We start from the raw sequence: 24,263 nt of genomic DNA, 5'->3' as shown, positions 1-24,263 counted from the left end.
TGTTCACGAAAAGATCAGCGGGGCCGGCTGGCGATAGATTATTGATCCGTCCGGTCACCGGATCGGGGCGTCAGCCGCAGCCGGGTCTTGCCGGCGGCTACTTCCAGTTCCAGGGTCATCTGGTCGGCGCGGAACGTATAGTTGGCCACGGCGGACTGCACATCCTCCTCGGCCAGAAAATGGCAGGTGACCTCAGGGACGTTCAGGGAGGCCCGAAGCAGCAGGCGGGTGCACCGAACCAGCTGCAGGGTGCCCTCACCCAGCTTCAGCTCCAGCACCGGACGGGGCAGAAGCAGGATGAAATCCCGGTCAAAGCCCAGTTCCCTGATGTTGCGCAGGGTGAAATCGCCGGTGACTTCCAGGGGGCCGAAGCGGATGTCCATTAGTAGGCCTTGCCCCAGATCACCAGCTTGTCGGCGGGCTTGCCGCAGCAGACGCAGGTATCTCCGGTCTTTTCGCCGTCAAAGGGAATACAGCGGGAGGTCAGTCCGGCGTCTTCCTTGATCTTCTCTTCACAGGCGAGTTCGCCGCACCACATGGCTTTGATGAAGCCAGGCTTGGTTTCACCGATTTCCTTGAGCTCATCCATAGTGTGAGCCTCATAGGTCTTCTCTTCCATCCGGGCCTTGGCCTTGGCGAAGAGGCTGTCGTGGATTTCGCGCAGCAGCTGGGGCAGGCGGGCAGACAGCTGATCCATGGCGACGATTTCCTTTTCCGCGGTGTCGCGGCGTACGAGGATAACCTGACCCTGTTCGATATCCTTGGGTCCGACTTCGAGACGGACCGGAATTCCCTTCATTTCTGACTCGGCAAATTTCCAGCCGGGGGATTTGTCCGTCAGATCGGTGATGACCCGGATGCCGGCGGCCTTGAGCTCGCTCTGCAGTTCCAGGGCCTTTTCACGGACTCCGCCCTTATGCATGGCGATGGGGACGATGATGACCTGATGAGGAGCGATGTTCGGAGACAGGACGAGACCGGAATTGTCACCGTGCACCATGATCAGGGCGCCGATGCTGCGGGTGGACAGCCCCCAGGAGGTCTGGTGGACATGCTTGAGCTGTCCGTCCTTATCCTGGAAGGTCATGTTGAAGGCTTCGGCAAAGCCGGTACCGAAGTAGTGGCTGGTTCCGGACTGCAGCGCCTTGCCGTCATGCATCATGGATTCGACGGTATAGGTGGCCTTGGCGCCGGCGAATTTTTCCTTGTCGGTCTTGATGCCGCGGATCACCGGAATTGCCAGGACTTTTTCATATACCTCGGCGTAGATATCCAGCATCTGGATGGTCTCAGCCTCGGCTTCTTCCTGCGTGGCATGCACGGTATGACCTTCATTCCAGAGGAACTCGGAAGTTCTCAGGAACGGCCGGGTGGTCTTTTCCCAGCGCACCACGTTGCACCACTGGTTGTAGAGCTTGGGCAGGTCATTGTAGGACTGAACGACCTTGGCATAGTGCTCACAGAACAACGTCTCGGAAGTCGGCCGGACGCAGAGACGCTCCGCCAGCTCCTCGCTGCCGCCATGGGTAACCCAGGCCACTTCGGGGGCAAAGCCCTCCACGTGATCCTTTTCGCGCTGCAGCAGCGACTCCGGAATGAACAGGGGCATGGATACATTGACATGTCCGGTTTCCTTGAAGCGACGGTCCAGGTAAGCCTGAATGCCTTCCCACAGCGCGTAGCCGTACGGCTGAATGATCATGCAGCCTCTGACCGAGGAATAATCAGCCAGTTCAGCTTTGCGCACCACATCGGTATACCACTGAGCGAAATCCACCTCCATATCGGTGATCTGCTCAACTTTTTTCTTCTTGTTGTCTGCCATAATCGTTTCCTCCCAAAAAATAATAAAAAGCACCTGATCAAGGGACCGGATCCTCCGGTGGTACCACCCTGTTTGACAGCGTATTCCGCTGTCCGCTCAATGCCTTAACGCGGCCGGACGTCATCCCATTCCCTGGATGAAGCTCCGTGGCGGGTTCCAGGGGATCCAAACGAGTCTTTTCACCATCCGACTCTCTCTGATGTTCCCACGCCCTGTACTTTTCCACTTCAATCACAATGCCTGATTCACTCCTAAATATGTCAGATCTCACCCGTTTTGTCAATGGACTGATCTTCTATGCATCCATGAGGGTCATGAAATCACAAGAAGCAGCAACTCCTCCGATCTGATCAGGTTCGGGGAAAGTTACTGCTCCGGTATTAATGATGCAATTAGGTTGCTTAACTCCTAAGTTACTGCCCTTTTCGATCCATTTCCACCATTGTCTATCTAAATGAAATTGAGATTGGTTCCAGTAAAATCAGGTCTCCGTTTGTATAACCCACAATTTTTGCAATGACATGGATGTTTTGACCCATCTCGATATCCCTGGAAGTATCATCACCTGTTATATGAAGATCATTAATTCCACAATCTCTGAATTGAAAATGAGCTCCTGTCACTGAGTCCTCACTATAATCCCATGCATGGATCAAAAAATCCCACCTTGTTTTATAGCTGCCATGAAGAGATAGATAAGCTATGTTACCATCAAACTCGATAGTCCTTCCCATATATTTTTCTGTAAAAGCCCGGTTTAAGGTTAAATCGTCACCCTTCATGATTTTGCTGAACTCTTTATTGTTCTTAACCGTTATAATCGCCCCGGATTGGGAGGAAGCATTCGTTTCCGTTTGGGGTTGGGTAGCCGGTTCCTGCGGATTATCAACGACTGGTTCAGGAACAGTGAGATCAGTTTGCTGATCTGATTTTATTGAGACAATAATTATTTTTTTATCCGAAGAGGATTCTTTGACCTTTTCGACCAACCAGTGCTTTGCATCCTCCTTGGACATTGTTTCCACCTGGGATGTAACATCTGCATATGAATCTGTATTTTCAAATGTAACCTTCGAATATCCCAGTTCCTGCGCTTTGGCTCTGGCTTCCGCAATAGACATTCCGGCAAACATATTGTTCAAATAGCCCTCTGTCTTAATGCAGGTCAGTATAATCGCTTCATTCTTGTCGATTTCTTTTCCTGGCTCCACATTTTGATGAATGACTGTCCAATTTGAATTATCCCAGATTGAATCTCCGTCCTCAGCCTTAGACTGGACATTCACAAAACCCTTGGCGCTCAACATATCAAGCACTTCCTGCAGGTTCAATCCACTGGCATTGTCCATCTTGATAGAAGAACCAACTATTGAGTCGAGCATCTGGATTGCATCAATTTTGATTTCTGATCCACTGGCATGTATGGTGCATTTGAAGGTCGCTTCTTCAGATACCGAAATTGGGGTTGACCCTTTTATGGATTGATCGCCGTCTTTATAGAAAATTAATTGATGCTCCCCCTCTTTTGCTGAACAGGTCTTAGTAAAGTTTTCACCGTGTTTGATCGATCCTATTTGGGTATCATCCAGAAAAACATCTACATCATACTTGCTCATGAGAAGATTCGACTCGAAGGCAATATCAAGATATAACTGATGTTCTGGCGTCTCGCTTGGAGTTTGTTGTGTTGATTTCGGTGCTGCTGAACACCCTGAAAATAGTGATGAAGCTATAAAAAATATACACGTTGCTGAGAATAAACGTTTCATTTAAATCCCCCTAAAAAATACAACACTTGATAAGATATTTCGCCCATAGTCACAAATCATCATCTTCTGTGTAACATATCATAAATCGATGTTTTCTTTGGATCGATCATTCTTCCTGAGAATTACTCATAACTTTCGTTCGGTTCAATGTATATGATGTTGTTTTGTATTAGAGTATCTTCCCCACCCCACTGGTAGGCAGTAAGAAGCTTTCTGTCCTCATGGCTGAAATCTACACAGGCGATTTTCTCTGAGAACAGCTCCGGTTGACCCAGGAGACCATAATGGCCAAAAAAGACTGGTGGTCCTATATATGGGATGAAATCCGGTCGATTCACCAGGGGAGCATCCGGAATCTTATCCATCTGCGGGCTGGGGATCAGGGCTGCCTCACGGTAGGATTTGAAGTCATCCCCCCACCATTTGATTCGCATCTGCTTCCGCTTATTCTTTTTCCGATCCAATATGGAATAATTTTCCGGCAGTTTCACTTCCGGTCCTTTGCAGAGCATTTCAACCGCAATGAAGTCCGGATGACCGTTTCGTGAGCTATTGATCCATTGCACCCCATGCAGACATCCTTCTTTAGAGATATTATTCTGCTTCAACCTGGTCATTGAGGGCTCATGCCAGCAGGCATGGATAACCCGGAACTGGCCAAAATCCATCCAAAGTGGCAGTGTCTTGAACCACTGGATCAGCTCCCCATGGATTGGCTGGTTCACTACCTCGTTCAGAAAAGCTTGGTGCTGTTCTTGATTTTGTGAAGTGTGTTTTCTGAGAAATTCTCCTGGTTCCTCCGGATCCGGGGTTTCCCAGGCGATGGCATTGAATTCATGATTTCCCATGATGCAATGGGCATCATTATGTTCGACCATCCTTCGAACTAAGTTCACGGTCTTCACCTGTTGCAGACCGCCATCGACCAGATCCCCCAGAAAGATCGCCATATGCCCAGACTTATGCCATCCCTTGCTTGATTCTCTGTACCCAAGCTTCTTCAACAATTCCACCAGGTCATCATACCTGCCATGCACATCCCCGATAATATCGTAGTTCATTCTGTCTCCTCAGCCATTTGACATTTGATTAGATTCTATCCACAAAACACGTTCATTTGCTTCAGGTTATTCCGCAGTTCAATACTACCAGGGATCGTCTTCCCTGGTAGTGTCTTGAATCCCTCTTTTCTCTCCGACTCAGTACCTAAATGTCAAACAAACGGTCTCCATACTTGAAGCCTGTATTTCGATCGTAGCTGCCGGCCTGTTCTTTCAGATTATGGGTCAGATCGAATTGTGCCACGAACACTTCGATTCCGCCGCGAGGATATTTCTTTTTGATAACATCGACATTCTCATCGGGCATCACGTATACCGGAAAGTCTTCGAATCCCTCGGCATAGTCCCATGTATCGCACACGATCAGGCAGTGAGAAGCACCTTTTTCTTTCCCTTCTTCCAACCATTGCAGCAGCGTCTCATTATCCACACGATAATCCATAGTTACCCCCTTCGATTCTTTTTGATTATTACCCGGCACATCAGTCCAGCTCTTCATTCCGGGCCTTGTGCTCTCATCCCTGACTCAGTCTGGGCCCTCTCTTCGGTTTCCTGGTCCTTAATGAAAAAAACGGCAAATCCATACGTCCCCTTCCCGATTCCGGCACGGGCTTCCGGATCCAGGAAGACATCCAGCGGCAGGACAAATCGGGCCCAATAGCCTAGCTCGTTCCGGGATTCCAGCAGCTTGTTGAACTCATTGGTGTATCCGTTGTTCCGGGTGACTAATTTAAATTCCATTCGGGTCCGGCGATCAGAGGGCGAGAGGAGCACCAGTACTTTCAGAACATAATTGCCTCTGGTTCTGGTATAGATGGCGCCGCCGGAAGTCTGATGAATCGGCACGATGCCTGTGACCTCATACCCCTCATCCAGGAGCGAGTTGATCTGCTCTGGAGTTCCCGTCAGGCTTAACTCACATACCTTCTGATGCTTCATCTGGTTAAGCTCTGCCTCAGTCATCGCTTTCACCAATGGTCAGGGTCAATTCCAGTAAATCGCTGTTTTTATGATTCGGCAGCAGCTGAATGTTGTCTACGGGGAATTTCTCAGGATCGATAGGGACACCCTGTGTTTCAAGATAATCGACAACCTGGCTTTTCGAGTACTGTTCCAAACCCTGAACGGGGAACCGGTAGGTCAGAAAGGTATATCCCGCTTCTCCCCACATTTCTGCCTGAAAGCTTCGGCCATCGGGCAGACAATCCTCCTGCACCGCAAAGCTGCTGGAATCATCCCAGACATTTTCTTCTTCGATCCCGTTTGATTCCGATGGCTGTTGACTGGTTCCTGTCATTCTCCTTCCCTCCTGTCATGGTGTAGTATCTATTACTAATATTCCACAAAATCATGGGAGCGGCTGCCGTTCAAGTACCGATCCCGGGAATCCATTCAGTGATACATTGCCTATTCGGGCATCCACACAAAGCCTTCTTTACCTACGTATATGAATACGATGTTCAACGGGGTATCCCTCACCATTTCCAGATAGCCGTCATATTTTTCAAAAATCGCTGAGTTCCATTTCGTGGTGATGAAATAGATATCTTTCGTATTCCTGCAGTGCTTGGAAACATGATCAAGGCTTTCAAGCAGTCGTTTTTCAAAGCTGTCATTCTGAAAGCAGAAGGTGACAAGGAGCTCGGTGCATCCCCGCCGATTGGATGAAGATGGAATCATATTGAATCCATCAACGGAAGGGGATCCATTGCCCTGACGATGGATTTGGTCCGTTTCAGTCCAAACATCATCGACGATACGATCCGGATCAGCCTCATCCAATCCGTCCGACATCCGAGCATCATCGATAACTGGATTTTTTCGGACACAACCTTCCAATCCTTCCGATATCCTGTCATTAAGCCTTCGCAGAATGTCTTCGATAACCGGCGGTACGATTGCTTCGCCTCGATACCTGTTCCTGCGCCCCATTTGATTAATACCTGCTAATGTCATTTCACTCGCTCCTCTGCCATTTAATGAACTGTGATCATTTCAACTTTTCGCACCATATATTCACTTCTTTCTACAGCTCAATTGTATGTTATTATATGGACATTTTTCTTAAAAAAGAACCTTTAATTATAATAATTATTAACCCCATTACGGTCCCCAAAATGCTGAATTAATATCTATTCCTAACTTTTTTGAACCGATTCATTCTATGCGGCTTGTTTGCCAGCGCACTGGCACACTGAATCGCAGAAAAAGCGCCTGGAGCAGTTTACAACCGCTTCAGGCGCTTTTATCACAAGATCAGTATTTATATCTTACAGGCATGAGATTAATGGGCGGGGTGTTCCTTCTGAGAGTGGCTGGACCAGAGGCTGACCAGGCGAGTGCCCAGATTGGCCAGGGCAAGGCCGGCGATGGTGATGACCATTCCGGTGATCTGTCTGGTGTCCAGCGTTTCGTGGAGCAGCGTGACGGAGGCCAGGACTCCGACCAGCGGAACCAGCAGGGAGAAGGGCGACACGAGGGAAGCAGAATATTTCCCAATGAGGCTGGCCCAGAGGCCATAGGCTATGAAAGTGGACAGGATCACCATGTAGGCCAGGGACAGGAGAGCGGGTGCTTTCAGCTGCATCACGGCGTTGAAGACCACCTGCGGAGTTTCCAGGACAGCTGACAAAGCGAACATGGGAAGCGGAATGAAGAGCGAGGACCACACCAGAACTTCCAGAGAACTGGTGCGTTTGCCCTGTTTGATGTTGTACTCGGCGATCTGGCGATAGACCACATTCGACACACCGAAGCTGGCCGCAGCCAGGATCACCAGGAAAAACGGCAGCAGCGGCAGAGTCCGGTCGCTCTGGAACACGCCGCCCAGATAGAGGACGCCGAACACTGACAAGAGGATTCCCCCGATCTGGATCCGGGTGATTTTCTCATGAAGCAGGAGCGCTGCCAGGGGCAGTCCAAACATGACCTGAGCCTGAATCAGTACCGAAGCAATGCCGGCCGGCATCCCGATCTGTATGGCGTAAAACAGGAAGCCAAACTGCGCAATGCCCATAAAGAAACCATACCTGAAAAGATACTGCCACGGCAGATTGGGTCGTTTAATCCACAGGCAGGCCGGAAAGAAGACCAGCAGAAACCGAACTCCGACCAGAAATAGCGGAGGAAAACCGGACAGGCCGATCTTGATCGCCACAAAATTACAGCCCCATAAAATCACCACAATCAAAATCAGTAAAAAATCCCTCAAACTTAAGCTGCGCTGCTTCATCATCTACCCCCCGGCCGGACTCCGTTTCCGGCCAATGTCCTGACCTCTTTCGTTCTATTAATCATCATACCACCAGTCGGAACCGGTGAGCCTGGGTCTTGCCAAATGAAATCCGGCAAATCCAGAAATTTCCCAATTCAGAGTATCTCCCTATCCGGATATTAACTTTTCCCAGATTTTCCAAATCCCTCCTATTCCAGGAAATCCGAATTCCCATAATCCCGAATGTCTGAATTCCCGATTCCCGATTCCTGAATTCCTGGATTCCTGGATTCCTGGATTCTCCTAATAACCTGAATTACTCAAATAACCTGAATTCCCTGAAACTGCGAATTTTCGAATCATTGGAACCAATCTTTTCCTGTTGTATAATGAGGACAGAAAAACCATCAACGATTGGAGTGCCGAAATGACTCATACCATCGTCCTGCTTCTGATCAGTTTTCTGGTCCTGCTGGCCGTTCTGGCCGTCGACTATTATTTTTACCGAACCAAAAAAACCATCTACATGACCAATCAGAGTCATGTTAATTTGTATGTCGTTCCCTTCCTGCTCTCCTTTGTCCTGTTCACCATCGCCATCTCCGGCGAAGGCATGACACCCATCGGTCTGACCATGCTGCTGATCTTCCTCGGGGTCTACATCTATATCCTGACCTATGACAAGATCATTCTGATGGGAGCGGATCTGGATGACGTGACCCGCGAACTGGATGAATATTTGAAGGAATCCGGCCGCAGCTACCGAATCTTCCCCAGCAGTGAGCTGAGCCGCACAGTGGAGATCAACAACTACCGCAATGCCCTGATCATCCGGGACGCCGACAAGTGGATCGAGATCGACAACCATATTCATTATGACGAAGCCTTCGTCGCGGACCTCAATGATCATTTCCGCAAACGGGCCTCCACATTGAAAAAGAAACGGATTGTCCCCAACTTCTTTTTCTATGTCCTGGTCCTCTTCATCATCGGAATCGCCGCCTTCTTCTGCAACTTCTACCTGACCCACGGAACAGTTCCGCTGATGAGCTAATCCCTCCGGCAGGTTATCTGGAAGAATGACTGGGGTTATGACTGCAGATTGATTGGCCGTATGACTCGGTTCGTCTGCAGATCGTCCTTCCTTAATTTGAGTCCGTCACACTGAATAATTATGATATTAATCCTAATAAAATGCAACCCATCATTCGGAACCATTCTCCGATTGGCGGGCTGCATTTTTGTCTTTGAGTCAAATATCCATCTTCGGAGCTGAATACCTATTGACATTCCTCGTAATCTTCGGATTAATCAACCTGCATATTTCCTGAATCTGAACATCGATTACACGCAGTCTCTTCTCCCCGGAAATTGCAATATTCATAATTATTCAACCAATTCAAGGAAAACCTATTGACACAATTCCAGTAAAAACGTAAACTTGTGCCAATTTAAGAATTCGCTTTGTGAGAAGAGGTTGCGCCATGTTAAGAGTACCGGAAGGGAAAGGGGCTGGCGCCGAAGCATCAGTGCTGGGGGCATGCTGAACAAGCATGTCACTGTTTCCGGATCGTTGCCCAATGGTCCGGAGAAGCGCTTCCACGAGGTCGGGCGATTGCATGGTGTTATTGGATAACCGTGGGCATTCGCTCACGGTTTTTCTATATTTCCGGGATCTTGAACCACCAGAATGAGATCGACAATCTACCGATTTTTTAGAGGAGGCAAACCAATGGACTGGACACAGCGATGGGAACAACACAATGGAGAACTGGTGCTGGGCGGGGTGGAAGCCGGCAAGCTGGCGCGGACCTACGGCACGCCGCTCTATGTCATGGACGAAGGCCGGATGCGTAGCAAAATGCAGGCATACCGCCAGGCCATGACCGGATCCCGGCTGGAGGGCGAAGTACTATATGCCTCCAAGGCATTCCTGTGCCAGGCCATGGTCCGGATCCTGGAAGCGGAAGGCCTGTCGCTGGATGTCGTCTCCGGCGGAGAGCTCTATACAGCACTGTCCGCCGGCTTCGATGCCTCTCGGATCTACTTTCACGGCAACAACAAGTCAGAGGCGGAGCTGGCTCAGGCGCTGGACGCAGGGGTGGGCTGCATCATTCTCGACAATGAAACCGAGGCCAGCCGACTGATCCACCTCCTGGAAGGCACCGGACGACGCCAGCGGGTGCTGGTCCGGATCAATCCGGGCATCGAAGCTCATACCCACGAATACATCAGCACGACCCGGAATGATTCCAAATTCGGATTAAGCATGTTCCAGCCTGACACCGCCCGGTTTCTGCGGGAACTGGCGAATCAGCCCTCCCTGGAACTGGAAGGACTGCACTGCCACATCGGCTCTCAGATCTTTGAAGCAAATTCCTTTGCCTCCGCCGCCGAGGTCATGCTGAACTATCTGGCTGACCTGTCCCGGGCGGGACTTTCCCTCAAGGTTCTGGATCTGGGCGGCGGCTTCGGCGTCCGCTACGTCAGCGGCGACGAACCCCTGGAACCCGAAGCCTTTCTGCCCCAGCTGCTGGAGCTCATCGCCGATGGTCTGGAAGCCCGCGGTCTCCCGCCGGTCCGGATCCTCATCGAGCCGGGACGCTCCATCGTCGCCGAAGCCGGTGTCACCCTCTACACTGTCGGCGGCACCAAAGCCACCTATGGCGGCACCCGCTACGTCTTCGTCGACGGCTCCATGGCCGACCATATCCGAACCGCCCTGTACGGGGCCAGCTACGAGGCCGTCCTGGCCCAGCGGGTTGAGGCCCCGGCAGAATCCGTCTATACGGTAACGGGCAAGGCCTGCGAATCCGGCGACATCCTGATCCGCGGCATCCCCCTCCCTCAACCGGCTGCCGGCGAACTCCTGGCGGTTTTCAGCACCGGTGCCTACCATTACTCCATGGCATCCAACTACAATCGCCTCCCCCGCCCCGCCGTTGTGCTGGTGCACGAGGGAAAAAGCCGGCTGGCGGTGCGGCGTGAAAGCTATGAAGACCTGATCCGAAACGATGTCGAGGAGGCATATCACGAATGAGAAAAGTACTGAAATTTGGCGGATCCTCGCTGGCGGATCTGGATAAGATGAGGAATGTGGCCCAAAATGTCCGGGACCGGGCGCTCCAGGGCGAAGAACTGGTGGTGGTAGTATCCGCCATGGGCAAGACCACCAACCAGCTGCTGGCCATGATCGGCGAAGCCTCCCAGGCGCCCTCCAAGCGGGAAGTGGACGTCATGCTCTCCACCGGAGAACAGGTTTCCATCGCCCTGTTAGCCATGATCCTCCAGGAACTGGGCACACCGGCCATCTCGCTGACGGGCTTTCAGGCCGGAATCCTGACGGAAGGCCTGCATACCAAAACCAAGATTCTGGACATTGATACCACGGCCGTGGAACGGCAGCTCGCCTCCGGCAACGTGGTCGTGGTGGCCGGCTTCCAGGGCTACAACGAAGCCGGTGATATTACCACCCTGGGCCGCGGCGGCTCCGATACCACGGCCGTGGCCCTGGCGGCCAAGCTGGGCTGCGGCTGCGAGATCTACACCGACGTCAGCGGAATCTACGGGGTCGATCCCCGCCTCTTTCCCCCAGCCCGCCAGCTGGAGGAAATCACCTGGGAAGAAATGAAAGAAATGGCGTTTCTGGGATCCAAGGTCATGGAACCCCGCTCCGTTGACATCGCACAGCACTTCGGCGTTGAAATCTATGTGGCATCGGCCCACGAGAACATCGCCGGCACCTATATCAGAAAGGCAGGAAAATCCATGGAACATCGCAGCATCACCGGTTTATCCGTTCTCGAACACATCATGATGGTCACCCTTCGGAACCTTCCGATGGATTCCGACCAGGTCGCCGAAGTCTTTACCCGACTGGCCGGAGAAGAGATCAACATCGACATGATCTCCCAGATCCCCATGGCCGACGGCACCGTCAGCCTCTCCTTCACCGCTCCGGCGCTGGACCGCGCGGCAGTGGAAGCACTGCTCCGGGACCTGCTTCAGACACTGCCCGGCGTATCCATGGACATCGAAACCGGCCTGATCAAGGTATCGGTGGTGGGCTCCGGCATGCGTACCCAGAGCGGCGTAGCCGCCCGGCTGTTCCAGATCCTGTCCGACCATAAAATCCCCTTCCGCCAGGTATCCACCTCGGAGATCTCCATCTCCTACACCATGGCCGAGAAGTACAAGGAACCGGCCGTTGCGGCGATCGCCAGCGCCTTCGATTTGTAATGGGAGGGAACGCCATGCGGTTTGTCAAATACCATGGGACAGGCAATGATTTCATCGTCCCGCTAGATCCGGTGCCAGCCGGAGAGCTCCCAGCTCTGGCCCGCCGACTCTGCCACCGTCAGTTCGGCTTCGGCGCCGACGGGCTCCTGGTCCCGACGGCGTCCGAGCAGGCTGAAATCCGGATGCTGTACTTCAACCAGGACGGGACGCCCGCTCCGATGTGCGGCAACGGCCTGCGCTGCTTTGCCCGGCACGTGCATGAAACCGGCCTGGTCAGAAAAACGGAGTTCACCGTGGAAACCGGGGCCGGGATCCTGACCGTCGATGTCAGCGCCGGCTATGAGGAAATTCGGGTAGAAATCGGCACCCCGGTCTTTGCGGTGGAGCCGCCGGATACGATCCGCCCGGTGCCATCGGGCGAAGTGCTGGAGCTGGAGGCCGGAAGCCGGCGTTATGAACTGGAGATCCTGGTCATGGGCACACTCCACGCCGTTGCATTCACCTGCAGCGACATTCCGGAGGCGGAGGCCGATGCCTTGTGCCACCACCCGTTCTTCCCCCGGCGAATCAATGTGAATTTTGTTCAGGTTAAGGATCGGACCCACCTGACGGTGAGGACCTACGAACGAGGCGTCGGCTACACCTGGTCCTGCGGCACCGGCGTCTGCGCCGCAGTCGCCGTGGCCAGCCGCCGCGGTCTGATCGAAGGCACCGCCCAGGTTAACGTTCCGGGCGGCAGCCTCACCGTAGAGACCGGTGAACGCTTCTGGCTCACCGGACCGGCCGTACGAATTGGAAAAGGAGAGATGGAAAATGAAACGTGTTAATTTAGCAATTGTCGGTGCGACCGGAATGGTCGGCCAGACCTTTCTGCAGGTCCTGGAGGATCTGGATGTACCCGTAGGCGAACTGGTGCTGCTGGCCTCGCAGCGTACGGCCGGTCAGACCGTTAGCTTCAAGGGACGCGACTATACGGTGGAGCTTCTGACCCCGCAGGCGCTGGATCCCGCCCGGTTCCAGTACGCCCTGTTCTCAGCCGGCGGTTCCGTCAGTACTGAATATGCCCCGCTGGCCGCCAAAGCCGGCATCACCGTCATCGACAACTCCAGTGCCTGGCGCATGGATCCGGCGGTTCCCCTGGTGGTGCCCGAAGTCAATTTCGATGCCATTGGCCCCCAGGACCATCTCATCGCCAATCCCAACTGCAGCACGATCCAGAGCGTCCTGCCCCTGAAGGTCCTGCATGACCTGTTCGGCCTCAGCCGGGTTGTCTATACCACCTACCAGGCCGTGTCGGGATCCGGCTACCGCGGCACCGCCGATCTGGCCAGAACCCAGCGCGGCGAGAAGCCCGCCTTCTACCGTCACCCCATCGCCGACAACTGCCTGCCCGAGATTGATGTGTTTTTGCCCAGCGGCTACACCAAGGAAGAGCAGAAGATGATCGACGAAACCCGCAAGATTCTGGGTGATGACGCCATGGCCGTCAGCGCCACCTGCGTCCGGGTTCCGGTCCGCAACGGCCACAGCGTCGCCATCAATGTCACGACAAAGCGGCCCTTCGATTTGGATCAGCTGCATGAAGCGCTGGCCGCCGCCCCGGGAATCGGGCTGCGGATCGAACCGGAGAATTACCCCACGGCCCGTCAGGCCAGCGGCCAGGACCTGGTCCTGGTGGGACGGATCCGTCCCGACGACAGTTTCCCCAACACCCTGCACCTTTGGACCGTCGCGGACAACATCCGCAAGGGGGCCGCGACCAACGCGGTACAGATTTTAATGAAATGCATGGAGGCAAGATCATGAATTTATGGAATGGCGCCGGAGTTGCCATCGTAACTCCCTTTCAGAATGGAACCATTGATTATCCGGCAATGGCGGATCTGATGGAATGGCAGATCGCCGAGGGCACCGATGCCTTCATCATCGCCGGAACCACCGGGGAATCGGCCACCCTGTCCAAGGAAGAAAAACTGGAGCTGTTCGCCTTCGCCCTGAGGACGGTGAACGGTCGGATTCCGGTGATCGCCGGAACCGGATCCAACAACACCCAGGACTCGATCGCGCTGTCCGTGGCGGCCCAGGAACTGGGCGTGGACGGCCTGCTGCTGGTCACCCCCTACTACAACAAGCCCTCCCAGAGAGGCCTCCTGGCCCATTACAAGGCCATCGCCGAAGCGGTTTCGATTCCGATCATTCTCTACAACGTGCCGGGGCGGACCAGCGTGGACCTGCTGCCGGAAACGGTCATTGAGCTGTCCTTTGTGCCCCATATCGTTGCGCTGAAGGAAGCTTCCGGCCACCCCGAACGTTGCGGCCAGATTCTGGCCCAGGCCAAGGTAGGCTTCCAAGTCTACTCTGGAAACGACAACGAAATCTTCGACTTCATGGAACAGGGCGGCCACGGCGTCATCTCCGTACTGTCCAACGTGGCCCCCCGGGCGACCCATGACATCGTGGCCGCCTATCTGGCAGGCGATGTGGATCGTTCCCGGGCTCTGCAGGCGGAGTACGACCGGCTGATCGCGGATCTGTTCATCGAGACCAATCCCGTGCCGGTAAAGGAAGCGCTGAATCTGATGGGACGACCCGTCGGCGGCTTCCGGCTGCCTCTGGTGGAACTGGCCCCGAATAACCGCCAGACCCTGTCGGAGACACTGGCTCATTATGGGCTGCTGGCCCAGGGAGGTGCCTGATGATCCTTGGAATCCACGGCAGCACCGGCCATATGGGCCGGGTGATGGCCGAACTTTATGCCAGCGAAGAGCCTGATACCCATATTCTGGGATTCCATACCGGCCGGCCGCTGGCGGAGCATGAGGGGCCGCCCCTGGATGTCATCATTGACTTTTCGCACCGGGATGCCCTGCCGGAAGTTCTGGATTACTGCCGCAGCCATGGCACGCCCCTGGTGCTCGCCACCACGGGTTTTGACCCGGAGGCCGTAACTCAGATCCATGAAGCGGCGGCTTCCTTCCCCCTGTTTCAGAGCGCGAACCTGAGCCTGGGGATCCATGCTCTGCGCGCCCTGGTCCGGGAAGCGGCCCGTCTGCTCGGCGAGGATGCGGACATTGAAATCATTGAGCGGCATCACCGCCGCAAACTGGACGCCCCCAGCGGAACGGCTCTGCTTCTGCTGGAGGAGGCCTCCCGGGGCGTTGATCCCAAAGTCGTCCATGGCCGAAGCGGTCAGGCGCCGCGTACGCCGGGAGAGATTGGAATCCACGCCGTTCGCGGCGGCACCATTGTCGGAGAGCACACGGTGCTGTTCGCGCTGAACGGGGAAACCATCGAACTGACCCACCGGGGAGAATCCCGGGCGCTGTTCGCCCGCGGCGCAATGAAAGCCGCGAGCTTTATCCTGCACCAGGCACCCGGACTTTACGGCATGGCGGATCTGTTCCGCCCGGAGGATGAGTCATGAATGAATTTTTAAGCGATGCCTACGCCATTGCGGCTTACATTAAAAACGCGGTTCGCCAGACGCCGGTCAAGCTCTACGTCAAAGGCGACCTGGCCGAAGCCGACTTCACCGGTCTGCGGGTGTTCGGCGAAGGACCGTCCTACACCCTCTTTGGAGAAGCGGAAGCCGTTGGCCGGTTTCTGGAAGCGAACCGGGACCGGATCAAGGATCAGGTCGTGGAATGCGATCGGCGCAATTCCGCCATTCCCCTGCTGGATCTGCGGGCAGTGGACGCGCGCATTGAGCCGGGCGCCCATATCCGGGAATTCGTCCAGATCGGCAAAGGGGCCGTCATCATGATGGGCGCGGTCCTGAACATTGGCGCCGTCATCGGAGAAGGCACCATGGTGGATATGAACGCGGTGGTGGGTGCCAGGGGCACCATCGGCCGCAACTGCCACATCGGCGCGGGTGCCGTCGTGGCCGGGGTGCTGGAGCCCCCTTCCAGCACCCCGGTGATTATTGAAGACGGGGTGCTGGTCGGAGCCAACGCGGTGATCTTGGAAGGTGTCCGCGTCGGCGCCAACGCGGTGGTTGCCGCCGGATCCGTCGTGACCCGGGATGTCCCGCCCGATGCCGTCGTCGCCGGAGCGCCGGCCAAGGTCATCAAGCAGAAGGACGAGCAGACCGCGGAGAAGACGAAGATCCTGGAGGATCTGCGCTAGAACGGCAGAAGATATCAGAATGAAGCTAAGAAATAAAGCAGCCAGCCGGGTGAAACCCTGCTGAAAGGAGATGCCATGGAAGGGTTACTGGAATATGTTCGGCAGACCCGACAGACACTGCATCGGATTCCTGAGCTGGGATTCGATCTGCCCAAGACCTCACGCTGGATTCATGCCGAACTGATTCGACTGGGTTATGAGCCGATCCCGGCGGCCCGATCCGGCTGGATCGCGGTACTGCCTGGCAAGTCGGCACAAGCGGTAGCATTCCGGGCAGACATGGATGCTCTGGCGGTGGCGGAGGGGACGGACCGGGGGTTCCCGTCGCTGCATCCGGGACGGATGCATGCCTGCGGTCACGACGGCCATATGGCTCTGCTTATGGGTTTTGCCCGGGTGCTGAAGGAAGGCCCTGTGCCGGATTCGACTGTGGTGCTGATTTTCCAGCCGGCGGAGGAAGGCCCGGGGGGTGCCCGTTTGATCGTGGAATCAGGGATTCTGCAGGAACTTCAGGTCCGGCGAATCTACGGCATCCATCTCTATCCCGGTCTGACGGAAGGGAAATTCGGTCTGGCCCGCGGCCCCTTTATGGCCCGCAACGGGGAGTTCGACATACAGCTCACGGGGCAGGGTGCCCATGCCGGGCAGCCGCATCAGGGCATCGATGCCCTGGCGGCCGGGGCGGCCCTGGTCAGCCAGATCCATCTCATTCCGTCCCGATCGCTGGACCCCCTGTCCCCGGCCGTTCTCAACATCGGGACATTCCAGGCCGGCGAGGTGCGCAACGCGGTGGCGAAGGAAGCCGCTCTGACGGGAACCATCCGGGCCTTTGACCGCTTGACCTATGAGCGGATCAAGCAGCAGCTGGAAGCCAAAACCCTGGGCATCGCCCAGAGCTTCGGAGTCAAAGCCGATCTGGCCATCCGGGATTTCTATCCGGAAGTGCGCAATGATACCGCGCTGGTGGATGAACTGATTAGTCTGCTGGCGCCACCGGATTATGAAATGCTCCAGCCGTTGATGCTGGCGGAGGATTTTTCGTTTTATCAGCAGGAGTTCCCCGGGGTCTTCCTGTTCCTTGGCACAGGATCCCCCGAGAAAGGCTTCACTCATCCATTGCACAGCCCGTTGTTTGACTTTGACGAGGCCGTCCTTCTGCGCGGCATTGAGCTTTACCTCCGGATTCTGGGCCTGATACTGGAAGGTTGAGCAAAGGCTTGACTGACAAAAAAAAGAAAAAAAGGAATACAAAGCACTCAGCACAAATACAGGCCGCAGATCCCGGAGGTTCCGGGTTCTGCGGCCTGGTTCATGGATCGTCGAATGTAGAGAGAGAACGCGTCAGCGCCATTCCCAGCGGGTGCCCTGATAGATATAGGGAGCGGGGTCCACTTTAGCGCCGTTAATCCGAATCTCAAAGTGGAGATGGTTGCCGGTGGATCGGCCGGTGGTGCCCATGAGGCCGATCACATCGCCCTGGTGCACATATTGGCCGCGCTTCACTTTGAGCTTCCACATATGATAGTACGAGGTCTGCTGACCGTCATAATGCCGGATCAGGACGTTGTTGCCGGAAATTTCGTTGAAACCGGCAAACGTGACGATGCCGGATTTGGCCGCATGAATCGGAGTTCCTTCCCCGTTGGCCAGGTCGATGCCTTCATGCAGGGTTCGAATTCCGGTTACGGGATGAATGCGCCAGCCAAAGGGACTGGTTTCCTTCCCGGCACAGGGCAGACTGTAGGTTTCTTCCAGAAGCTTCTGAGCTTCGGTCTGGTATTCACCGGCCGGAAAAATCAGGGGATCCAGAAAATTCTTATCAGGGCGTTCCGTCAGCAGCACCAGATCGTTCTTTGTCTTGGCTTCTTCTGACAGGTAGAGCAGAACGGCTTCGCGGGCACGTCGGAGCTCTGACTGTTTCTCTGCCTTCTCAGATTCCAGCTGACCCTTCGCCTCGGCTGCGGCTGACGTGATGGATTGATCCAGGTCACGAACTGCCTGTTCCAGGTCCCGTTCATTCGTTTCCCAGTAGGAACGGTTCTTGGTCAGCAGATCCTCCCAGACCGGCTGATCGAGCCGGAAGAAATACAGATCACTCTCCCACTGAACCATGCCGCCCTGATTCGGGCCATAGTCCTGAGGCAGCACGGAGGCCTGTGCCGTAAACGGCAATACCAGACTCAGCAATGCGGCAGCCAGTATTTTTTTCATGTCAGACCCCCCTTCGGTTGATTTCCATTCCATACTACCCTGTACTGAAACCGTTGTAAATATCCAAGAAGGAACTTCAACCTTCGAAGATCCATTCAAACCCATCCCAAAAACCAGGAAAACCCGCCATTTGGCGAAAAATCAGAAATAATATTTGCCCCCCACCCACTTTGCCATTATAATAAATCTTGACGCTGGTGCAAGATCATTCACCCGTCCATCTCATCTCCCCTTTCCAGGGAGATGAAAACTAAATACGGAAGCGTATCGAAGTGGTCATAACGGGACTGACTCGAAATCAGTTGAACCTCATGGGTTCCGTGGGTTCGAATCCCACCGCTTCCGCCATCAAGCAGAGGCATTCCTTACTGCAAGGAATGCCTCTGCTTTTTATCCATTTGCGAGGCGAATGTGTTTCAATGACAAGATTCAATCGCAGAAATCAGGCGACCATCGTGACCGGTATACGGTCCAAATCAATGGTCATCCGAGTTTTCTTTGAGCGAAGTTCAAGATATGCGGAATAAACCTTTGACGATGGTTAATGTGCCGAAGATAATAGCCTCTCATGAGAAACCAATCATGATGGCAGAAGTCTTTCTCATCGGCTTTTTTAATGTCTTGTCAATGGATATTCGCATTTATAATCATAATGCTATATAGAAAAAACGATTTTTAAAGAGGATATCGCAAATATCTATACATTTTTCTGCCCTTTGGGAAGTCAAAATGATATAATCGAATGGTTAGGCAATGTATTATAATCCTTATAAACGAGGTGTGAATTTATGGATGTCAGCTACAACAAACTATTTAAACTTCTGATCGATAAAAGCATGAAAAAAACGGATCTTCGACTTGCTACAGGAATCAGTCCAAACACCCTCACTAAACTTTCGAATAATGAATATGTTTCCATGGAAGTGCTCATTAAGATCTGTCGAGTGCTTGATTGTGATTTTGGGGATATTATGGAAATTGTGCCTACCCAAAAGTAGGCTATTACTTTAGCAAAATTTTGTTGTCAGGAGGCGCAGGAATGCCAAGAAAGGAATATAGTGCCGGAATGGTGAAACTGCCATTTTGGTTTTCAGAATATAAAAAAATGATCAGCCTTTTGAATGCAGGCAAAACCTTACCTGAAATAAAAAAACTGAATCTAAAAGAAAATATTTTCTCGGCTCCCACTGAAGCCAGAGCCATCCAGATTTTCAATACTGTGTCCTCGCGGGTTAAAGCCTTGGATCAAGGCTTCTATGGTTTGTTTGAACAATGTGATGTTTCAAACCAGAAGCTTATCGCTCTGATCGCGATCATGGAGAGTGATTCGCTGTTTTTTGACTTCATGTATGAAGTCTACCGTGAAAAACTGATCATTGGGATCGATGAAATCTCAGACAGCGACATCAGCATATTCTTTAAAGATAAGCAGGTCCAGAATGAGCGCGTTGCCAAGTGGACGGATTATACCCTGAAGCGATTGGGGACAATTTATCGAACGGTCTTGATGGAATCAGGCATTTTAGAGCGATCCACTGGATCGAGAAAGATTAATAAGCCCATTCTCGATCGTACACTGGAACAAAAGCTCAAAGACTGCGGCATGGAAATGACACTCCGTGCGTTGACGGGGGTGAGATGATGGCAAGTTTGGAAGAACGTTTGGATATAGCCGAACGCTTGATCAAAAGCGAAAGCTTCCGGCAAAACAAGGGCTTAGGCAACGAAGTCGGTTATTACGTCTTTGATTACCCGGCAGAAAAAGAGCTTATTGTCAGAGAACGTGTTGCTTATATGAAAAACAAGAACTCCCGGGGTACGGATGGATTCGAGCTGGTAGTGTTCGACCTTTACGACATCATCATCGATATCCTGGAAAAGGAAGGTTTTCTGGAGCAGGTCTATCAGTTTGAAAAGAAAAAAGGATTCGACCGGATCATTAAATCTGTGGGAAACCTTCTGAAAATCAATGATGCGGATAGCCTGATCGTAAAGCACATCCAGGAACATACACCCGAGGATGCAGTGGTGTTTCTTGTGGGAATCGGTAAGTGCTATCCGATCCTGCGGTCCCATAAGGTTCTGAATAACCTGCACCAGACACTGGATCGTGTACCGGTGGTGCTGTTTTATCCAGGAAAATATGATGGCCAGGAACTGGTCCTTTTCTCAACAATAAAAGACGATAACTACTATAGAGCTTTCAAGCTGGTAGATTAGGGGGATGAAAATGTTTATCAAAGATATGTTTGCAAAGCCCATTGACCGTGATATCAAAGGTGTCATCAAAGTTGGTCAGGCGGATGATGAGAATATCAAACAAGAGTTGGAAGAATATGTGGTCACCAGAGAGCTGCAAAAGCACTTTACGGATTTCTTCGCCAGTTACAAAAAAGGAATCAACGGGCACACTGACAAAATGGGTGTCTGGATCTCCGGCTTCTTTGGAAGCGGTAAATCCCACTTCTTAAAGATTTTATCTTACTTACTTGAAAACAAGGAAGTCAACGGCAAGAAAGCCATTGACTATTTCATAGATGACAAGAAGATTATTGATCCCATGGTCCTCGCGGACATGAAACTGGCGGCGAGTGTACCAACAGATGTAGTGCTTTTCAACATTGACTCCAAGAGTGAAGTGGTAGGTAAAAAATCGAAGGATGCTATTGTATCGGTGTTTCTTAAAGTGTTCAACGAAATGCAGGGCTTCTGCGGATCGATTCCTGCCCTGGCAGATCTGGAACGACAGCTCACGGAGCAAGGTCATTATGACGAATTCAAAGAGAAATTTGAAGATGAGTTTGGCAAGCCCTGGATCGATTCCAGAAACAAGTTTGATTTCATCCAGGATACCATTGTCGACGTTCTGGAAGACATGGGATTCATGAGCGAAGCTGCTGCTCGCAACTGGTGCGAAAAAGCCATAGAGCCATACCAAATTAGTATCGAAGACTTTGCGAAAATGGTCAAAGAGCATTTGGACAACAATGGTCAAAACCAACATTTAGTATTCTTGGTTGATGAAATTGGACAGTATATAGGTAATGACAGTGAACTTATGCTAAATTTACAAACTGTCACAGAGGACTTGGGAACCTATTGCCATGGAAAAGTGTGGGTTGTTGTAACTAGTCAGCAGGATATTGACTCTATAACTGAAGTGAAGGGCAAAGATTTTTCGAAAATCCAGGGGCGTTTTGACACACGTCTCTCCTTGTCGTCTGCCAATGTAGACGAAGTCATCAAGAAAAGAATCCTGGACAAGTCAACCACTGCCGAGCAGACACTGCGGCTGCTTTACGAGCAGAAATCCACCATCATTAAGAACCTGATCGTTTTTAATGATGGTGTGGAGAAAAAGCTCTATGCCAACGAACATGATTTTGCCTTGGTCTATCCCTTCGTACCCTATCAGTTCAATTTATTAGCCAGTGTACTAACTTCAATCCGTACCCATGGTGCTTCCGGTAAACACTTGTCCGAAGGCGAGCGTTCCATGATCGCTTTGTTCAAGGAATCTGCCATGAAGCTCATGGATCGTGAGCATGGTGCGCTGATTCCCTTCAACGTTTTCTATGATGCACTCCATCAGTTCCTGGACCACAGCCACAAAGGCGTTATTTCTAGGGCAGCTGATAACAGCTATATCAACCCCGACAACGAAGAAGACAATTTTAATGTCAATGTTCTGAAGACACTCTTTATGATCAAGTACGTCAAAGAGATCACCGCAAATGTCGATAACATTACCAGTTTGATGATCTCCGATATCGATACAGATCGTATTGCCTTGAAGAAGCGCGTCGAAGAAGCATTGAAGATACTGGTTCGTCAGATGCTTGTCCAGAAGAATGGGGACAACTATGTCTTCCTCACTGACGAAGAGCAGGAAATCAATCGCGAAATCGAAAACCAGAATGTTGAAATGGCTGAAGTAATCAGCAAAGCCTCAGAGATCATATTTGAGGACATCTTTAGCGACAAGAAATATCGATATCCGGAACACAATGGTCGCTATAATTTTGCCTTTAATCAGATCGTAGATGATCGTCCTTATAAGTCCAATCAGAACAATGACATTGGTGTTCGCATTCTGACGCCAAGCTCTGAGTATGGGGATGATGATGTAACACTTCGTATGATGTCCGGCCAGGGCAAGGAAGTATTGGTAGTACTCCCAAATGATTCAGCGTTCCTTAATGAGCTTAGAAGTGCTCTTAAGATAGAGAAGTACTTAAGACTGACAACATCCAATAAGCTGGCAAAATTTGAGCAGATCAAAGAAGCCAAGCGGATTGAAATGCGCGAGAGAAATGGAAATGCCAAATTATTCTTGCAGGAATCTATGAAGAATGCAGCGATCTACGTCAACGGCGATCGGGCTCAAATTAGCGCGAAAGAGGTTTCCGCCCGTATCAATGATGCGTTGGGGCGACTGGTCTCCACCGTCTATCATAAGCTTTCATACATTGATGTTGCCATGAACGAAGCTAATATTCGAGCGCTTTTCAAAACATCTAATCAGCAGTCCTTTGCCCTGGAAGGCGGCAAGGAAGCAAATGCTCATGCGATCCATGATGTATTGAGCTTTATCGCAACGAATTCCTCTATGCACACCAAGACTTCAATGAAGAGTCTGATGGACCGGTTCATGAAAGCTCCATATGGATTTGTGGAAGATGATGTGGAATGGCTCGTAGCGAAACTGTTTAAAAATGGAGACATCGCACTGACTGTCAATGGCGCGGCAGTTACCCTTCTTAATAAGTCCGAAGATGAAATCATCCGCTACATCACCAAGAAGGAATATGTAGAAAAACTTCTGACAGAGAGACGTCAGCAGGCTGGCATCGAAGAAAAGAAGGCCGTCCGTGAAGTCATGAAAGAACTCTTCGGGGTTTCCAGCGTCAATGATGATGATGATTCCATGATGCAGTCTTTCCAAAGCTACAGCAACAGCCTTGAAACCGAGTTGGAAAAGATTGAAATCATGTTTAACAACCATAGCTTCCCGGGGAAGAAAACTGTCGTTTCTGGCAAAGGACTTTTAAGAGCAATCATCCAGATCCAATCCCCATCTGAATTCTTCAAGAAGATTTATTCAGACCGTGACGACTTCTTGGATTTTGCTGAGGATTTTGAACCAGTCAAAGCATTCTTTACGGGTGAGCAAAAGAAAATCTTTGAAGATGCCTTAAAGATGATGAAAATCTACGATGACAGCAAGACCTTCATTGTAGACGATAAGGTTGAGGAAACAGTCCGGGAAATCAAGGCAATTCTGAAAAAGGATATGCCCTACAGCGATATTCCAAAACTGCCCGATCTATTAAGTCAATTCAGAGATGCCTACATGGCAGTATTGACTCAAATGGAGGCTCCAATACTCAAGTCAATTGAGGATGCTAAGGTTCGAGTATTTGAAGTCTTAAATACCAAGAAATACAAAGATGAATTGAATGATAGATACTTCAAGCTTTTTAGAGAGATCCATGATAAAGCGACCACCTGCAATAATGTGGCAACACTTCAGAATGTAAAGATTGAAGCGGATGCGCTTAAAGTGCGGCTACTTAATGAGATGGCTAAGAAAGATGAAAAGATTGCTGAAGATTCGCCGCCTTATGGTAATGATGGTGGTGATCCAAAGCCAGTCAAAAAACAGAAGAGCATCAGCATAAAGAATGTTAGCTTGACTTCATCTTGGCAGATAGAATCCGCGCAGGATCTTGATAAATACATCAGCGAACTACGAGAACAAATCATGAAAGAGCTCGAACAAGATACTATCATTAACATTGAGTTCTAAGGGGGAT

At 51.8% G+C, this 24,263-nt stretch carries 23 protein-coding genes, 1 tRNA gene, 1 riboswitch and 1 other annotated feature; of the genes, 14 read left to right on the top strand and 10 right to left on the bottom strand.

The window, feature by feature from the left end; genetic code table 11:
• Positions 1–38: 38 nt before the first annotated feature.
• From NQU17_00220 to NQU17_00180, 9 genes are all read right to left on the bottom strand, one after another.
• Positions 39–383, bottom strand: coding sequence for a hypothetical protein (locus NQU17_00220; GenBank protein UUM12024.1), 345 nt, complete (start codon positions 381–383; stop codon positions 39–41).
• The gene (gene proS / locus NQU17_00215; GenBank protein UUM12023.1) at positions 383–1,825 is read right to left on the bottom strand and encodes a proline--tRNA ligase; all 1,443 of its coding nucleotides are present in this window, start codon (positions 1,823–1,825) and stop codon (positions 383–385) included. Before proS ends, NQU17_00220 begins: the two co-directional genes overlap by 1 nt.
• Positions 1,826–1,862: 37 nt before the next feature.
• Positions 1,863–2,066: a binding site (T-box leader), on the bottom strand.
• Between the two features lie 205 nt (positions 2,067–2,271).
• The gene (locus NQU17_00210) at positions 2,272–3,594 is read right to left on the bottom strand and encodes a DUF4839 domain-containing protein (protein ID UUM12022.1); all 1,323 of its coding nucleotides are present in this window, start codon (positions 3,592–3,594) and stop codon (positions 2,272–2,274) included.
• A gap of 122 nt (positions 3,595–3,716) precedes the next feature.
• Positions 3,717–4,655, bottom strand: coding sequence for a metallophosphoesterase (locus NQU17_00205; GenBank protein UUM12021.1), 939 nt, complete (start codon positions 4,653–4,655; stop codon positions 3,717–3,719).
• A gap of 145 nt (positions 4,656–4,800) precedes the next feature.
• On the bottom strand, positions 4,801–5,097 hold the full coding sequence (locus NQU17_00200; GenBank protein ID UUM12020.1) for a hypothetical protein: 297 nt from the start codon (positions 5,095–5,097) through the stop codon (positions 4,801–4,803).
• A gap of 53 nt (positions 5,098–5,150) precedes the next feature.
• On the bottom strand, positions 5,151–5,618 hold the full coding sequence (locus NQU17_00195) for a hypothetical protein (GenBank protein UUM12019.1): 468 nt from the start codon (positions 5,616–5,618) through the stop codon (positions 5,151–5,153).
• Positions 5,611–5,952, bottom strand: coding sequence for a hypothetical protein (locus NQU17_00190; protein UUM12018.1), 342 nt, complete (start codon positions 5,950–5,952; stop codon positions 5,611–5,613). Before NQU17_00190 ends, NQU17_00195 begins: the two co-directional genes overlap by 8 nt.
• A 110-nt stretch (positions 5,953–6,062) precedes the next feature.
• The gene (locus NQU17_00185) at positions 6,063–6,611 is read right to left on the bottom strand and encodes a hypothetical protein (GenBank protein UUM12017.1); all 549 of its coding nucleotides are present in this window, start codon (positions 6,609–6,611) and stop codon (positions 6,063–6,065) included.
• 328 nt (positions 6,612–6,939) lie between these two features.
• Positions 6,940–7,887 carry an EamA family transporter gene (locus NQU17_00180; protein ID UUM13434.1) on the bottom strand — a complete coding sequence of 316 codons (948 nt, stop codon included), beginning with the start codon at positions 7,885–7,887 and terminating at the stop codon, positions 6,940–6,942.
• A 364-nt stretch (positions 7,888–8,251) separates the two neighbouring features.
• Here NQU17_00180 and NQU17_00175 point away from each other — a divergent pair, with 364 nt between their 5' ends.
• The 9 genes from NQU17_00175 (at position 8,252) to NQU17_00135 (ending at position 17,445) form a co-directional block, all read left to right on the top strand.
• Complete coding sequence (locus NQU17_00175) at positions 8,252–8,923, top strand: hypothetical protein (GenBank protein UUM12016.1); 672 nt, start codon at positions 8,252–8,254, stop codon at positions 8,921–8,923.
• Positions 8,924–9,332: 409 nt separating this feature from the next.
• A riboswitch (Lysine riboswitch) is annotated at positions 9,333–9,476 on the top strand.
• Positions 9,477–9,601: 125 nt separating this feature from the next.
• Positions 9,602–10,909: a diaminopimelate decarboxylase gene (gene lysA, locus NQU17_00170; protein ID UUM12015.1), complete on the top strand. Its 1,308-nt coding sequence runs from the start codon at positions 9,602–9,604 to the stop codon at positions 10,907–10,909.
• A complete protein-coding gene (locus tag NQU17_00165) occupies positions 10,906–12,108 on the top strand; it encodes an aspartate kinase (protein UUM12014.1) in 1,203 nt (400 codons plus the stop codon). Before lysA ends, NQU17_00165 begins: the two co-directional genes overlap by 4 nt.
• Positions 12,109–12,122: 14 nt before the next feature.
• Positions 12,123–12,935, top strand: coding sequence for a diaminopimelate epimerase (gene dapF / locus NQU17_00160; protein UUM12013.1), 813 nt, complete (start codon positions 12,123–12,125; stop codon positions 12,933–12,935).
• Positions 12,922–13,914 carry an aspartate-semialdehyde dehydrogenase gene (locus tag NQU17_00155; GenBank protein UUM12012.1) on the top strand — a complete coding sequence of 331 codons (993 nt, stop codon included), beginning with the start codon at positions 12,922–12,924 and terminating at the stop codon, positions 13,912–13,914. The genes dapF and NQU17_00155 overlap by 14 nt, the downstream gene beginning before the upstream one ends.
• Positions 13,911–14,804 (top strand): 4-hydroxy-tetrahydrodipicolinate synthase, encoded by an 894-nt coding sequence (dapA, locus tag NQU17_00150; GenBank protein UUM12011.1) that lies wholly within the window; start codon positions 13,911–13,913, stop codon positions 14,802–14,804. Before NQU17_00155 ends, dapA begins: the two co-directional genes overlap by 4 nt.
• The gene (gene dapB, locus NQU17_00145; protein ID UUM12010.1) at positions 14,804–15,532 is read left to right on the top strand and encodes a 4-hydroxy-tetrahydrodipicolinate reductase; all 729 of its coding nucleotides are present in this window, start codon (positions 14,804–14,806) and stop codon (positions 15,530–15,532) included. The genes dapA and dapB overlap by 1 nt, the downstream gene beginning before the upstream one ends.
• Positions 15,529–16,236, top strand: coding sequence for a 2,3,4,5-tetrahydropyridine-2,6-dicarboxylate N-acetyltransferase (gene dapD, locus NQU17_00140; protein ID UUM12009.1), 708 nt, complete (start codon positions 15,529–15,531; stop codon positions 16,234–16,236). Before dapB ends, dapD begins: the two co-directional genes overlap by 4 nt.
• Positions 16,237–16,311: 75 nt before the next feature.
• The gene (locus NQU17_00135) at positions 16,312–17,445 is read left to right on the top strand and encodes a M20 family metallopeptidase (protein UUM12008.1); all 1,134 of its coding nucleotides are present in this window, start codon (positions 16,312–16,314) and stop codon (positions 17,443–17,445) included.
• Between the two features lie 132 nt (positions 17,446–17,577).
• On the opposite strand, the gene NQU17_00130 is transcribed toward NQU17_00135, so the two are convergent.
• Entirely contained in the window at positions 17,578–18,447 is an 870-nt protein-coding gene (locus NQU17_00130; protein UUM12007.1) for a M23 family metallopeptidase, read from the bottom strand.
• 258 nt (positions 18,448–18,705) lie between these two features.
• Between NQU17_00130 and NQU17_00125 the strand changes: the two genes are divergently transcribed.
• The 5 genes from NQU17_00125 to brxC all read left to right on the top strand — a co-directional run bounded on the left by NQU17_00125 (position 18,706) and on the right by brxC (position 24,256).
• Positions 18,706–18,795, top strand: a tRNA-Ser gene (locus tag NQU17_00125).
• Between the two features lie 440 nt (positions 18,796–19,235).
• Positions 19,236–19,445, top strand: a complete 210-nt coding sequence (locus tag NQU17_00120) for a helix-turn-helix transcriptional regulator (protein UUM12006.1) — start codon at positions 19,236–19,238, stop codon at positions 19,443–19,445.
• Between the two features lie 41 nt (positions 19,446–19,486).
• Entirely contained in the window at positions 19,487–20,089 is a 603-nt protein-coding gene (locus NQU17_00115) for a DUF1819 family protein (GenBank protein ID UUM12005.1), read from the top strand.
• Positions 20,089–20,667, top strand: coding sequence for a DUF1788 domain-containing protein (locus NQU17_00110; protein ID UUM12004.1), 579 nt, complete (start codon positions 20,089–20,091; stop codon positions 20,665–20,667). The genes NQU17_00115 and NQU17_00110 overlap by 1 nt, the downstream gene beginning before the upstream one ends.
• Before the next feature lie 10 nt (positions 20,668–20,677).
• Entirely contained in the window at positions 20,678–24,256 is a 3,579-nt protein-coding gene (gene brxC, locus NQU17_00105; protein ID UUM12003.1) for a BREX system P-loop protein BrxC, read from the top strand.
• Positions 24,257–24,263: the final 7 nt, after the last annotated feature.

The sequence above is a fragment of the Clostridiaceae bacterium HFYG-1003 genome, assembly GCA_024579835.1.
In the GTDB taxonomy this organism is placed as follows: Bacteria; Bacillota; Clostridia; order Clostridiales; family Clostridiaceae; genus JG1575.
Note: the sequence above shows the minus strand (reverse complement) of the source record. Positions and strands in the feature narration are given on the sequence as shown.